Origin of the sequence: Hymenobacter sp. PAMC 26628, from assembly GCF_001562275.1 — a bacterium.
In the GTDB taxonomy this organism is placed as follows: Bacteria; Bacteroidota; Bacteroidia; order Cytophagales; family Hymenobacteraceae; genus Hymenobacter.
The window spans coordinates 1894195-1906208 of the sequence record NZ_CP014304.1; the positions used below are offsets into that span (position 1 = coordinate 1894195).

Consider the following 12014-nt stretch of genomic DNA (forward strand, 5'->3'; position numbering starts at 1 on the left):
AAGCTGCAAAGCTACGTTTTACTCCTTTGGTTGGGCCCGATTGTGAATCCGCTGAAATGTTTTGAAAACTTCATATCTTTTTTAAAACATCCACCGTACAAAGCCCACAACACTTTCTTTCACCTATTCCCAACTTCCACACCGCCATGGGTAGCCTCCTGTACATCATCGCCGTCATCTGCATCATTATCTGGGCCCTCGGCTTTTTCGGGGTAATGGGCACTGGCATTCAAAGCAATGGCCTGATCCACATCCTGCTGGTGATTGCCATCATCGCCGTCCTGTTCCGCGTCATCAGCGGCCGCAACGCGGTATAGCGGGGGCAAAAGCAGTTAACTGGAAAACACAAAAAAGCCCTTCGGCCTTGGCCGAAGGGCTTTTTTATGCGCGGCCGGGGCCCTATTTCCCAATGTTGAACAGGAAGTTGAATCGGATGACCGGGTTGGAATAAATGCTGTTGTTAAAAGTGTCGTTGAAATTGTAGAGCACCACGAGGTCGGCAGCGGCCCGGTTACTTATTTGCGAGCGGTAGCCCACGCCCGCCAGCGGCGATTCCACTGTGCGCGAGCCAGTCACAAACTGATTGTTGGAAATGATATAGTTGTTGTTGGCGTCCACTAACGGAAGCTGCGCTTTCGTGACCTCGTACTCGCCGTGGATAAAAAATTGGTTGATAACCCTAATTTGCGCAAAGACTTTGACGCCGATGTTGTTCAAGCTCAAGCTGGGGTTACCCCCGCCAAATGTCTGGTTGGTATAAGAATAGCTGATGCCGGGCCCTACGGATACCCGGTCGTTGATGCGGTAGCCGAGTGCCGGTGAGGCGCTGATGCTGAATACCCCGCCGGGGGTGTAGTAATTGGAGCCGTAGCTAAGCCCGAAACCCGAGTAGATGAAAAATTTGGTGTACTGCTCGGCGTGCGCCTGGGCGGCCTTGCGGGCCTGCTCGCGGCCGGGCAGCTCCAGGCCCGAGGGGCTGGTGTTGCTGGGCTCGATGGTGACGGGCGGCTGCGTTTGAGGCTGCACGGCGGGCTGGGTGCCGGGGGCCGTGTAGATGGGAATTTCGGGGGCCGTGGGCGACGGCTCGACCGGGCGGGCCGGGGCGGGCGCCGTTGGCGCGGGCAGCACCACCGGCGGGGCCCCCAGCACGGGGCGTTCCTGGGCGTGGGCGCGTCCAATGGTGAGCCCGAGCGCGAGCAGCGCAAGCAGCGAATATTTCATGAAGGAAAAGTGAGGGGTAAAGCGCAGAAAATCGTTGGCTGCCAGGGCCCTAAACGGCGGGTGGGCGCGTTTCGTGCCCCCCCGCCGCGGCAAAAATTACACCAGGTGGTACATTTTTTGGCGCTGGCTTTTCAGCGTCTCGTCGGCCAGGTATTCCTCGTAGTTCATGCGCCGGTCGAGGATGCCGTCGGGCGTCAGCTCGATGATGCGGTTGGCCACCGTATCAATGAACTGCAAGTCGTGCGAGGCGAACAGCATGGCCCCTGGGTAGTCGCGCAGGGCGTTATTCAGGGCTTGGATGGATTCCAGGTCCAAGTGGTTCGTCGGGTCGTCGAGCACCAGCACGTTGCCGCTTTCCAGCATCATCTTGCTCAGCATGCAGCGCACCTTCTCGCCGCCGCTTAGCACGTTGCTTTTCTTCTGCGACTCCTCGCCCGAGAACAGCATCCGGCCCAGCCAGCCGCGTACGAAGCTCTCGTCCTTCTCGATGGAATACTGCCGCAGCCAGTCCACCAGGTTCATTTCGCCCGACTGGAAGAAGCTGTTGTTTTCCTTGGGGAAGTAGCTGGGCGTGATGGTGGTGCCCCATTTGTATTCGCCGGTGGCCGAGGTGGCCTCGCCAAACAAAATGTCGAACAGGAGGGAGGCGGCGCGGTCGTCGCGGCCCACGATGGCCACCTTGTCGCCTTTGTCGAGCGAGAAGCTCACGTTCTTAAACACATGCTTGCCGTCCACCTTGGCACTCAGGTTTTCGGCCGTCAGCAGCTGGTTGCCGGGCTCGCGCTCCGACTTGAAGGCGATGTACGGGTAGCGCCGCGACGAGGGCTTAATCTCCTCCAGCGTCAGCTTTTGCAGTAATTTCTGGCGCGAAGTGGCCTGCTTACTCTTTGAGGCGTTGGCCGAGAAGCGGCGCACAAACTCTTCGAGTTCCTTGCGCTTGTCCTCGGTTTTCTTGTTCACGTCCTGGCGCTGGCGCAGGGCCAGTTGGCTGCTCTCGTACCAAAACGTGTAGTTGCCGGGGTACATCGTGATTTTCGAGAAGTCCAGGTCGGCCATGTAGTTGCACACGGCGTCGAGGAAGTGGCGGTCGTGGCTCACCACAATCACCGTGTTCTGGAAGCTGTCGAGGAAATTTTCCAACCACAGCACGCTCTCAGTATCCAAGTTGTTGGTTGGTTCGTCAAGCAGCAGCACGTCGGGGTTACCAAACAGGGCCTGGGCCAGCAGCACGCGCACTTTTTCGCTCGCGCCGAGGTCCGACATCAGCGAGTAGTGCTTGTCTTCGGTGATGCCCAGGCCGCTGAGCAGCTCGGCGGCTTCGTAGTCGGCGTTCCAGCCTTCGAGGTCGGCAAATTCGCCTTCGAGCACGGCGGCCCGCTCGCCGTCGGCGTCCGAAAAGTCGGCCTTGGCATACAGCGCGTCCTTCTCGCTCATCACCGCGTACAGGCGCTGGTGGCCCTGAATGACGGTGTGCAGCACCTGCTGGTCGTCGTAGGCAAACTGGTTCTGCTTCAGCACGGCCAGGCGCTGGCCGGCGGGCATTTCCACGGCGCCGGTGTTGGGCTCCAGCTCGCCGGAAAGGATTTTGAGGAACGTGGACTTGCCCGCGCCGTTGGCCCCGATGAGGCCGTAGCAGTTGCCGGGCAAGAATTTAACGGTAACGTCTTCGAATAGCACGCGCTTGCCGTAGCGCAGGCTCACGTTGGAGGTTGAAATCATGAAAACAGCAGGTTGAGAATGACGAATGGAAGGGGGCGGCCGGGGCCCGGGGGCCCCAAATTTACGCACGGCGGGCCGGGCCCGAAACCGCGGCGCACGGCCCCGTGCACCAACCGCTCCGCCTGCTAAATGGTGCCCGCCCAGCCCAGGGCCCAACTTCCGGCCCGCAAAGGCAGTATAGCAGGGTAGTTCTCTTCACCTTACCCGCACTTCTGTATGGCCACGGCCCCTTCCACCAACCCCAAAAGTACTTTTAGCATGGGCATATTCACCGGGGTCGTGCTCCTGGTTTACACCACCGTGGCGGCCCTGCTCGGATTTTTTGACCGCATCGAAGCGGGCGCCCTCGACCTGCTGATGCTGGTGGGCGGCACCATGCTGGCCATTGCTCGTCGCTCCAAAGATACAAATGGTCAATTAAGCTACTTTGATGGGTTCAGCACGGGCATCGTTACGGCGCTGGTGGCTTCGGTGGTGCTGGGCTTCGGTTTCATCGTGCTCACCGTGGTAATGCCCCACGCCATGGACCTGACGCGCGTCCGCGACATTTTCGGCTTCGATTTGTCGGTAGTACTGGCGTTTCTGACCATTATCCTCATGGGTACCATGACCGGCGTCATCACTTCGCTTATAGCTATGCAATACTTTAAGCAAGACGCGCCCGACCCCATGAAAAGCGAGGATTAACGGCACATTGGCGTTGCATTTTTCGGTGATTTAGAGCCAGTTCTGTACGGAACTGGTTTTTTTTTGTATTATTGATCAAATTTGTAGAAAACGCCTAATAAATGGAATGTAAAAGGGCCAGTTAAGTGTATTGCAGTCGGTTGCTTCACCCTGGGGCCCCAAATGCAGTATTGGACTTTTTAAAAATCCGAATATTTATTTTCCTTCTCCTACAAAGCTCTGCTAGCCCCCTCTTTATTTCTTTAAAAATTACTTTATGAAAGCCAAAATCTCCGCGCTGTTCATGTTGTTCGCCCTAGCCTATATGCCGGCGCGCGCCCAGTTCGTTGACCGCACATCCATTGAGCGCGCCGTGCCGAACATCTCCGTGTTCAACACCGAAGCCGCGGCCCTCACCCGGCAGATGGCTAATAGCCTGCACCTTAACGAAGGCCAGTACGCAAAGCTGTTCACTGTGAACCGTACCCGCGTGGCCCAGCTCGGGGAAATCAACACTTACTTCAAGCCCGACGAGCCCGGCCGCGCTACGCGTTTGTCCGAGCTCGATGCCCAGTACGACCAGGAGTGCAGCCGCATCCTCTCGCCCTCGCAACTCGCCCAACTGCACCAAGAAAAAGGGGCCCCCATGACGCCCACCGACACCGGCAACGGCCGCGGCTAAACCGCTGACAGTAAAATCAAGCAAGGGGCCCACCGATTATTCGGCGGGCCCCTTGCTTGTTAATTAGGCCCCCAACGCCAGCGATTTATGAGACGACGCTGCTGCAAAAATCCATTTGCGCAACATACAGCTTACCGCCCGTTAACCCAGCAAATACTGCCGCCAAAACCTATCGGCTAACTTTTGCGGCTGGGTCAACCAGGATTTCGGTGACGGTGCCCAGCGGGCCGAAGTGCAGGCGCAGGCATGGCGCCGCCGAGCGGTGGTGGCCGGCCCCGCACTGGGGCCCCGGTACGAGGTAGTAGATGTACACTTTCTCAGTACCCTCGCGTAGTTCTTCCTCGTCGGGCTGGCCGAGCAGGGCGTTGATGTCATCGGCCCGGGTGAGGTAGAGCTTTTCGCGCGCCTTGAGCAAAGTGGGCAGTTGCGCCAGCCGGTGGCCCTGGCAGCCGTAAGCATCGGCGCGCCAGGCCGCGGGGGCGAAGCCCGGCAGCGGGGGCAGGGCGTGGCCGCAACCGGCCAGCGCCAACCCGGCGGCCACGGGGCGCACCCGGCGGGCGAGGCGAGAGAAAACTGAAACTGGCGGCAAAGGGCGCATGGCAGAGGAATACAAGAAACCGCCGCAAAGGTGGCCCCGCCGCCGCGAACGCATGGCAGCATCGCCGGGGCCCGACATAACCCCGGGGCCCGAAGCGCGTTAAAAGGCCCTGCGGCAGGATTTAGTGCCGAATTCCTCACTTCTTTATTTGCTTGGCCATGCGCCTCAACTTACGCTTCATCATTGGCCTGGTTGTGGCAGCCGTTACGCTGCTAGGCTATTTCTTCAACACGTCGAAAAACGAGGTAACCGGCGAAACCCAGCACGTGGGCGGCATGACGCCCGACCAGGAAATTGCCCTGGGCCTGCAAGCCGCCCCCAGCATGGAGGCCCAGTACGGCGGCGAAAGCACCAACGCCCAGGCCACGCAGGCCGTGCAGCAAGTGGGCCAGCGCCTCATCAGTCAAACCAAGGCCGGCCAGTCGCCCTACAAGTTTCAGTTTCACCTGCTGGCCGACGACCAGACCATCAACGCCTTTGCGCTGCCCGGCGGGCAGGTGTTCATCACCCAGGGCCTGCTGAAAAACCTGACCTCCGAAGGCCAATTGGCTGGCGTACTGGCCCACGAAGTGGGGCACGTAATTGCCCGGCACTCGGCCCAGCAAGTGGCCAAGTCCAACCTCACCCAAGGCCTGGCCGGGGCCGCCACCATCGCCAGCTACGACCCCAACAACCCCGGCCGCACGGTGGCCAGCGCCGCCGTGGCCGCCGCCATCGTGAAAGTGGTGGGCCTAAACTTCAGCCGCGAAGACGAGCTGCAAGCCGACGACCTAGCCGTGCAACTTACCCCCAAGGCTGGCTACGACCCCAGCGCCATGATCAAGGTAATGCAGATGCTCGAAAGCAAAGGCGGCAGCGGGGGCCAGCCCGAATTCCTCAGCACCCACCCCAATCCCAGCAACCGCATCGGCCGCTTGCAACAGGAAATCAGCCAGGAATTCCCGCAGGGCGTGCCGGCCGGACTGAAGCAGTAGTTTTGATCTTAGCAGCTTCCGTGAATTTAATCATTTCTGGACCGCAGATTATGCAGATTTAGATTGTGCAGATTTAACGGATAAGAACGAATTTCAAAGGCTCCCTGCAACCAAAAAGGCCACTCATTGAGTGGCCTTTTTGGTTGGGTCTTAACACTACGCTGATTGAGGCCGGGGCCCTGAACCCACCACTTATTGAGTATTTGAAGGCAGCTGGAATCCGTTCCTATCCGTTAAATCTGCACACTCTGTGGTCCAGAAATGCTTAAATCCACGGAAGCTGCGATTAAAAGTTTGGTGGGATAAGCTCCTTGAAGTGGCCGTTCAGCCGCACGCGCTCCTTCAAGCGCTCGGTTTCCAGCACCACGGGCAGGGTGCGGTCGAGGTGCTCGCGCACCAGGTGCTGGCGCTCCAGCTCGCTGGTGGTGGCCAGGATTTGGTACTCTTGCTCGGTGCTGAAGCCTACGTGGTGGGCAATGTCGAAGATGCGGTAGTCAGGGGATAATTCCAGAAGTAACTTTTTGAGTCCCAGCGCTTCGTAGAGCTGGCGAACCTGTGCGGTAATGATTTGGCGCAGTAACGGGTCGGATTCTTCGTCCTGCACGATTTCCTCGATTTGGCCGGCAGCGTAAAGCTTGCCCGGGGCCTGCCGCTCAAACTTGCGCAGCCGGAACACGCCCACCGCGCGGCTGCGGATGTCGAGCTCGCCGTTGGCGTACGATTTCTCCACGTTCACCAGGCGCATCTCGGTGCCCAACTCGCTCAGTTGGTTGTCGAGAAACGGCGGGATGCCGAACGAAACATCTTGTTCCAAGCAGTCGCGCACCAGCTGGCGGTAGCGGGGCTCAAAGATGTGCAGGTTCAGTTTTTCGCCCGGGAAGACGACGAGGTTCAGCGGGAAGAGCGGAATGGAGCGCATAAAACGAAAATAAGCCAGGGCTGCGGGGGCAGTTCCCAATGATACGCCAGCCCGGCGACAACGCCGCGCCGTCGCGCTTTGTTTGGCCCTGGCCCCGGGGCCCTACACCAGCTGCCGCAGCGCCATCTCGAACGAGCACTGGGCCAGGCCGGTAGGTGCGTTGCTCTGCCGGTGGGTGCGCGCCAAAGCTGCTCCGATAACGCGCGAAACGTCCTGGAAAATGGCTTGGTCGGTGATTTCGGCGCCGGTTTCCATCAGGTAGGCAAACACGCGGGCCATGCCGCAGTTGGCGATGAAATCGGGGATAACGGCGCAGTGCGCGTCGGCCCACTCGCCGGTGGGCCCGAAGAAGATGGCTGGGTCGGCAAACGGCACGTTGGCTCCGCACGAAATGACCTCCAGGCCGCTGGCCACCAGCGCTTCTACCTGTGCCTGCGTCACGAGCCGCGAGGCGGCGGCGGGCACGAAAATCTCGGCCCCGGCCGTCCAGATTTGCTGGTTCACTTCCTCAAACGACAGCAAATCGGGCGCGTGCAGCGCGTTGCCGTCGCGGCCCAGGAACAGGGCCCTGACTTCCTCCAGCGGCAAACCCGCGGGCTGCAACAGGCCCCCGGCCCGGTCGATGATGCCCACGATTAGGGCCCCCTGGCTGGCCAGGTAGTAGGCTGCCGCCGCGCCCACGTTGCCCCAGCCCTGGATGAGGACGCGCTTGCCGGCCACCGCCGTGCCGGGCCACAGGGCGTAGTAATGGCGCACGGCCTCGGCCACGCCGTAGCCGGTGATGAGGTCGGCCACGGTGTACTTGCTGGCCAGGCTGGGGGAGTAGGCCGCGTCTTCGAGCACCTTGACGACGCCCTGGCGCAGCTGTCCGAGCTTCTGGATTTTCTGAGGCTCGGTGGCGCGGTAGTGGCCGTTCACCACGCCTTCCTGCGGATGCCAGAGGCCGTACTCTTCGGTGAGGGGAATGACCTCGTGGATTTCGTCCACGTTTAGGTCGCCGCCGGTGCCGTAATAGGCTTTAAGCAAGGGGATAACCGCCTTGTACCAGCGCTCCAGCACGCCGCGCTTGCGGGGGTCCTGCGGGTCGAAGTTGATGCCCGACTTGGCCCCGCCGATGGCGGGCCCCGACACGGTGAACTTCACTTCCATCGTCTTGGCGAGGCTTTCCACTTCGCGCTGGTCCAGGCCCTTACGCATGCGGGTGCCGCCGCCGGCCGCCCCGCCCCGGAGCGAGTTAATCACCACCCAGCCTTCGGCTTCGGTTTCGGGGTCTTGCCATTCAAAAACGATTTCGGGGCGCTTCTGCTCGAATTGAGCGAGTAATTCTTTCATTGGAGTTTTTATGCCCGTCATGCAGAGCGCAGCGAAGCATCTCGCCCGCATACTACTTCCAATCGGTTGGATTGCTGCCGCGGGAGAGATGCTTCGCTGCGCTCTGCATGACGTTCTTTTGGAATTAAATAAGCGGTTCCAGCCATGATTTGTAATATGCGCCATCGTCCAGAACCATCGCGGCTTCGGTTAGCATCAGGGGCCGGAAGGTGTCAATCATCACGGCCCATTCGTCGGTGCCAGTTTTGCCGATGCTGCGCTCGTAGGCCCCCGGCGCGGGCCCGTGCGGAATGCCGCCGGGGTGCAGCGTAAGGTGGCCCTGCTCGATGTTGTTGCGCGACATGAAGTTGCCGTCCACGTAATAAATCAGCTCGTCGGAGTCGATGTTGGAGTGGTTGTAGGGCGCGGGAATGGCCCGCGGGTGGTAGTCGAACAGCCGGGGCACGAACGAGCACACCACAAACGCCTTGGTTTCGAATTGCTGGTGCACGGGCGGCGGCTGGTGCACCTTGCCGGTAATGGGCTGGAAATCCCGGATGTTCATCCCGTACGGGTAGTTGTACCCATCCCAGCCCACTACGTCGAACGGATGCGCGGGGTACAGCAGCTCGTGCAACACGCCCTGCTTCTTGATTTTAATGATAAAGTCGCCTGCCTCGTCGTGGGTTTCCAACTCGTTGGGCAGCTTGTAGTCGCGCTCGGAGTAGGGCGCGTGCTCCAGCAGCTGGCCGAAGTGGTTGCGGTAGCGCTTGGGCGTGTAAATGGGGTGGAACGACTCGGTGATGAGCAGCCGGTTGTCCGCCGTGTCGAACGCAATTTGGTAGATGATGCCGCGCGGAATTAGCAAGTAGTCGCCCGGCTCGAAGCGGATGTTGCCCAGCTGCGTGCGCAGCGTGCCGGGGCCCCGGTGGATGAACAGCAGCTCGTCGGCGTCGGCGTTTTTATAAAAGTAGCTCGTCAGCGACTGGCGCGGCGCGGCCAGCGAAACGTGTACGTCGCTGTTTACTAGTACCGGCGTGCGGGCCGCCAGGTAATCGTCCTGCGGCGCCACCTGGAACCCCTTGAGCAAGCGCGCTTTAATGTTCTTCTCAACGGCAATTTTCGGGGTTAGGTCCGTCTCGCTCAGTACTTCCTTTACCATCGTGGGCCGGCGCAAGTGGTACATCAGCGACGATGTGCCCTCGAAGCCAATGGTGCCGAATAGCTGCTCGTAATAGAGACCACCTTCAGGCTTCTCAAATGCTGTGTGGCGCGTGTGCGGCAGCTGGCCAAGCTTGTGGTAAATGGGCATGGGAAGAGCATTTATCAGTGAGCAGTTAGTAGGGCCCCTGGTATTAGGGCCCCGGGGCTGTTAGGGGCCCTGGGACGTCATGCAGAGCGCAGCGAAGCATCCTTTCTGCGGTAGTAACCCAATCGTTCAACGACGCGGGAAAGATGCTTCGCTGCGCTCTGCATGACGGCCTGGGCTGCGCGTTAGTTGCGCGCTAAAAGCACTGATGCCTACAAATTCCCCCGGCGGTCCTGCTCGCGCTCTAAGCTCTCGAACAGGGCTTTGAAGTTGCCGGCGCCGAAGCTTTTAGCGCCTTTGCGCTGGATGATTTCGAAGAACACCGTGGGGCGGTCCTCCACCGGCTTGGTGAAAATTTGGAGCAGGTAGCCTTCCTCGTCGCGGTCGGCCATGATGCGCAGGTTGCGCAGCGCCTCCACGTCTTCGTCGATTTGGCCGACGTGGGCGCGCAGGTTGTCGTAGTAGCTGTCGGGGGTGTTCAGGAATTCTACGCCGCGGGCTTTCAGCTCGCGCACCGTGCCGATGATGTCGTCGGTGGCCACGGCAATGTGCTGCACGCCTTCGCCCTCGTAGAAATTCAGGTACTCCTCAATCTGCGACTTCTTTTTGCCCTCGGCTGGCTCGTTGATGGGGAATTTCACGTAGCCGTTGCCAGTGCTCATCACCTTGCTCATCAGGGCCGAGTATTCGGTCGTAATCTGCTTGTCGTCAAAGCTTAAAATGTTGGCGAAACCCATCACGTCCTCGTACCACTTCACGGTGGGGTTCATGCGGTTCCAGCCCACGTTGCCCACGCAGTGGTCCACGTAGAGCAGGCCGGCGGGGGCGGGGTTGAAGCTTGATTCCTGGGCCACGTAGCCCGGCATGAAGGGGCCCCGGTAGTTGCGGCGCTCCACGAAAAGGTGCACCGTTTCGCCGTAGGTGTAGATGCCGGCCGTGCGGACCTCGCCAAATTCATCGGTGAGGGTGCGGGGCTCCTGGTAGCTGCGGGCGCCGCGGCTCATGGTTTTCTCGTAGCTGGCGTAGGCGTCGTCCACCATTAGGGCCAGGATTTTCACGCCGTCGCCGTGCTGGCGCACGTGCTCCGAAATCTCATGGTCCGAGTGCATGGCCGTGGTCAGCACCAGCCGGATTTTACCCTGCTGCACCACGTAGCTGGCGCGGTCGCGCACGCCCGTTTCGGGCCCCGCGTAGGCCACCATCTGGAAGCCAAATGCGGCCTTATAGTAGTAGGCGGCCTGCTTGGCGTTGCCCACGTAAAATTCGAGGTGGTCGGTGCCGAGCAGGGGCAGGAAATCGCCGGCGGCGCGTTGCTGAAGGGCTTGGGCTACTTGGGGTTCCATGGCTTTTGGGTAGGATGGGTAAAACGAACGGTTTGGCAGGCTTTAGTCGGGCTGGTTGGTAATAATTAAAACGTCATGCAGAGCGCAGCGAAGCATCTCCACTGCTCCACTAATCATGACTACTGCCGCAGGAGAGATGCTTCGCTGCGCTCTGCATGACGGCCTGGTGCCCCGTGCGGCCTGGAAGTCCTGTGGTCAGTGCGGCTCTCCAGTCAACCGGTCAACTCACAATACTAACGCTCGTTAGGGGCCCAAGTCCAATATCGGTTCCTTATGACGCCGATAAGGATTTCTTATCGAGATTTGCGGGCATGGAACTTCGCCAGCTGCGCTATTTTGCTGAGGTGGCCACCGTGCTGCACTACGGCCGGGCGGCCGAGCGGCTGTGCGTGTCGCAGCCGGCCCTGAGCCAGCAGATTCAGCTGCTGGAGCGCGAGTTGGGCGTCGAGCTGTTCGACCACCAACAGCGTACCCGCCAGCGCAAAGTGGTGCTTACCGCGGCCGGCACCGTGTTCCTGACCGATGCCCAGCGCCTGCTGCGCCTCAGCCGCGAGGCCATCGAAACGGTGCGCCGCGTGGGGGCCCCGCACAAAACCGTGGAGCTGGGCTACTACCAGCTGCTGCGCCCCGACCGCCTCGTGGGCATCGTGCAGCGCTTCGCCCAGCACTTCCCCGACGTGCAGTTTCACCTCCACGAGCTGCCCACCTTTCGGGCCGTGCAGGAGGCGCTACTGGCCGAAACCATCGACCTGGGCCTGACTTTGCTGCCACTGCTGCACGCCGAGCTGGCCGCCCGGCCCTTCGGCCAGGGCGGGCTGGCCGTGGCCCTGCCCGCCGCCCACCCGCTGGCCGCCCTGGCCGAGGTGCCGCTGGGGGCCCTGGCGCACGAGAAATGGGTGGAAATCAGCCGCCCGCTGCACCCGGTGTACGACGAGATTGAGCACCTCTGCCAGCAGGCGGGCTTCAGCCGGCGCGGGGCCATCGTGCAGGAAGTATCGTCGCTGGAACTGCTCAGCAACCTCGTCAGCCTGGGCATCGGCATCGCCTTCGTGCCTTCGTTCTTCGATTTGGCGCGGGTGCCCGGCGTGGTGGCCCGGCCCCTGCGCGTACCCGCCGGCGCGGCCGAAGTGGTGCTCACGCAGTGCGTGGCCTACCTGGCGGCCCGCCCGGGGCCCCTGCTCCAAGCCTTGGTGGCGTTGGTTTGAAACCGACGGGGGTGGTCCGGCGACTTTTTCAGTCGTCGGGCCACTCTGATTGCTGCCCGGGGCCCTT

At 60.8% G+C, this 12014-nt stretch carries 12 protein-coding genes; 5 read left to right on the forward strand and 7 right to left on the reverse strand.

What is annotated here, in order from left to right; genetic code table 11:
• The first annotated feature begins 146 nt into the window (after window positions 1-146).
• Entirely contained in the window at window positions 147-317 is a 171-nt protein-coding gene (locus AXW84_RS24675) for a lmo0937 family membrane protein (protein ID WP_157886891.1), read from the forward strand.
• 82 nt (window positions 318-399) lie between these two features.
• Here AXW84_RS24675 and AXW84_RS08350 read toward each other — a convergent pair whose 3' ends face one another.
• Both AXW84_RS08350 and AXW84_RS08355 read right to left on the reverse strand, forming a co-directional pair.
• Window positions 400-1221 (reverse strand): hypothetical protein, encoded by an 822-nt coding sequence (locus AXW84_RS08350; RefSeq protein WP_157886892.1) that lies wholly within the window; start codon window positions 1219-1221, stop codon window positions 400-402.
• 96 nt (window positions 1222-1317) lie between these two features.
• Entirely contained in the window at window positions 1318-2940 is a 1623-nt protein-coding gene (locus tag AXW84_RS08355) for an ABC-F family ATP-binding cassette domain-containing protein (protein WP_068231298.1), read from the reverse strand.
• Between the two features lie 216 nt (window positions 2941-3156).
• On the opposite strand from AXW84_RS08355, the gene AXW84_RS08360 reads away from it, so the two are divergent.
• Both AXW84_RS08360 and AXW84_RS08365 read left to right on the forward strand, forming a co-directional pair.
• Complete coding sequence (locus AXW84_RS08360) at window positions 3157-3627, forward strand: DUF4199 domain-containing protein (RefSeq protein WP_068231300.1); 471 nt, start codon at window positions 3157-3159, stop codon at window positions 3625-3627.
• A gap of 256 nt (window positions 3628-3883) precedes the next feature.
• Window positions 3884-4288 carry a hypothetical protein gene (locus tag AXW84_RS08365; RefSeq protein WP_068231303.1) on the forward strand — a complete coding sequence of 135 codons (405 nt, stop codon included), beginning with the start codon at window positions 3884-3886 and terminating at the stop codon, window positions 4286-4288.
• A 169-nt stretch (window positions 4289-4457) separates the two neighbouring features.
• On the opposite strand, the gene AXW84_RS08370 is transcribed toward AXW84_RS08365, so the two are convergent.
• Window positions 4458-4886, reverse strand: a complete 429-nt coding sequence (locus tag AXW84_RS08370; protein WP_157886893.1) for a hypothetical protein — start codon at window positions 4884-4886, stop codon at window positions 4458-4460.
• Window positions 4887-5044: 158 nt separating this feature from the next.
• On the opposite strand from AXW84_RS08370, the gene AXW84_RS08375 reads away from it, so the two are divergent.
• Window positions 5045-5860: a M48 family metallopeptidase gene (locus AXW84_RS08375; RefSeq protein ID WP_068231308.1), complete on the forward strand. Its 816-nt coding sequence runs from the start codon at window positions 5045-5047 to the stop codon at window positions 5858-5860.
• A gap of 286 nt (window positions 5861-6146) precedes the next feature.
• Here the strand turns inward: AXW84_RS08375 and AXW84_RS08380 are convergent, their stop codons facing one another.
• The 4 genes from AXW84_RS08380 to hppD all read right to left on the reverse strand — a co-directional run bounded on the left by AXW84_RS08380 (window position 6147) and on the right by hppD (window position 10742).
• On the reverse strand, window positions 6147-6779 hold the full coding sequence (locus tag AXW84_RS08380) for an LON peptidase substrate-binding domain-containing protein (protein ID WP_068231311.1): 633 nt from the start codon (window positions 6777-6779) through the stop codon (window positions 6147-6149).
• Between the two features lie 102 nt (window positions 6780-6881).
• Window positions 6882-8111, reverse strand: a complete 1230-nt coding sequence (locus tag AXW84_RS08385) for a Glu/Leu/Phe/Val dehydrogenase dimerization domain-containing protein (RefSeq protein ID WP_068231315.1) — start codon at window positions 8109-8111, stop codon at window positions 6882-6884.
• A gap of 124 nt (window positions 8112-8235) precedes the next feature.
• Entirely contained in the window at window positions 8236-9402 is a 1167-nt protein-coding gene (locus AXW84_RS08390) for a homogentisate 1,2-dioxygenase (RefSeq protein WP_068231318.1), read from the reverse strand.
• Window positions 9403-9611: 209 nt separating this feature from the next.
• Complete coding sequence (gene hppD / locus AXW84_RS08395) at window positions 9612-10742, reverse strand: 4-hydroxyphenylpyruvate dioxygenase (protein WP_068231321.1); 1131 nt, start codon at window positions 10740-10742, stop codon at window positions 9612-9614.
• 311 nt (window positions 10743-11053) lie between these two features.
• Between hppD and AXW84_RS08400 the strand changes: the two genes are divergently transcribed.
• Window positions 11054-11947, forward strand: a complete 894-nt coding sequence (locus AXW84_RS08400) for a LysR substrate-binding domain-containing protein (protein WP_068231324.1) — start codon at window positions 11054-11056, stop codon at window positions 11945-11947.
• Window positions 11948-12014: the final 67 nt, after the last annotated feature.

What these genes read in the sequence shown, in the direction of transcription:
- AXW84_RS24675 (WP_157886891.1), top strand. Translation starts at nt 147, where the DNA reads ATGGGTAGCCTCCTGTACATCATCGCCGTCATCTGCATCATTATCTGG.
- AXW84_RS08350 (WP_157886892.1), bottom strand. Translation starts at nt 1,221, where the DNA reads ATGAAATATTCGCTGCTTGCGCTGCTCGCGCTCGGGCTCACCATTGGA.
- AXW84_RS08355 (WP_068231298.1), bottom strand. Translation starts at nt 2,940, where the DNA reads ATGATTTCAACCTCCAACGTGAGCCTGCGCTACGGCAAGCGCGTGCTA.
- AXW84_RS08360 (WP_068231300.1), top strand. Translation starts at nt 3,157, where the DNA reads ATGGCCACGGCCCCTTCCACCAACCCCAAAAGTACTTTTAGCATGGGC.
- AXW84_RS08365 (WP_068231303.1), top strand. Translation starts at nt 3,884, where the DNA reads ATGAAAGCCAAAATCTCCGCGCTGTTCATGTTGTTCGCCCTAGCCTAT.
- AXW84_RS08370 (WP_157886893.1), bottom strand. Translation starts at nt 4,886, where the DNA reads ATGCGCCCTTTGCCGCCAGTTTCAGTTTTCTCTCGCCTCGCCCGCCGG.
- AXW84_RS08375 (WP_068231308.1), top strand. Translation starts at nt 5,045, where the DNA reads ATGCGCCTCAACTTACGCTTCATCATTGGCCTGGTTGTGGCAGCCGTT.
- AXW84_RS08380 (WP_068231311.1), bottom strand. Translation starts at nt 6,779, where the DNA reads ATGCGCTCCATTCCGCTCTTCCCGCTGAACCTCGTCGTCTTCCCGGGC.
- AXW84_RS08385 (WP_068231315.1), bottom strand. Translation starts at nt 8,111, where the DNA reads ATGAAAGAATTACTCGCTCAATTCGAGCAGAAGCGCCCCGAAATCGTT.
- AXW84_RS08390 (WP_068231318.1), bottom strand. Translation starts at nt 9,402, where the DNA reads ATGCCCATTTACCACAAGCTTGGCCAGCTGCCGCACACGCGCCACACA.
- hppD (WP_068231321.1), bottom strand. Translation starts at nt 10,742, where the DNA reads ATGGAACCCCAAGTAGCCCAAGCCCTTCAGCAACGCGCCGCCGGCGAT.
- AXW84_RS08400 (WP_068231324.1), top strand. Translation starts at nt 11,054, where the DNA reads ATGGAACTTCGCCAGCTGCGCTATTTTGCTGAGGTGGCCACCGTGCTG.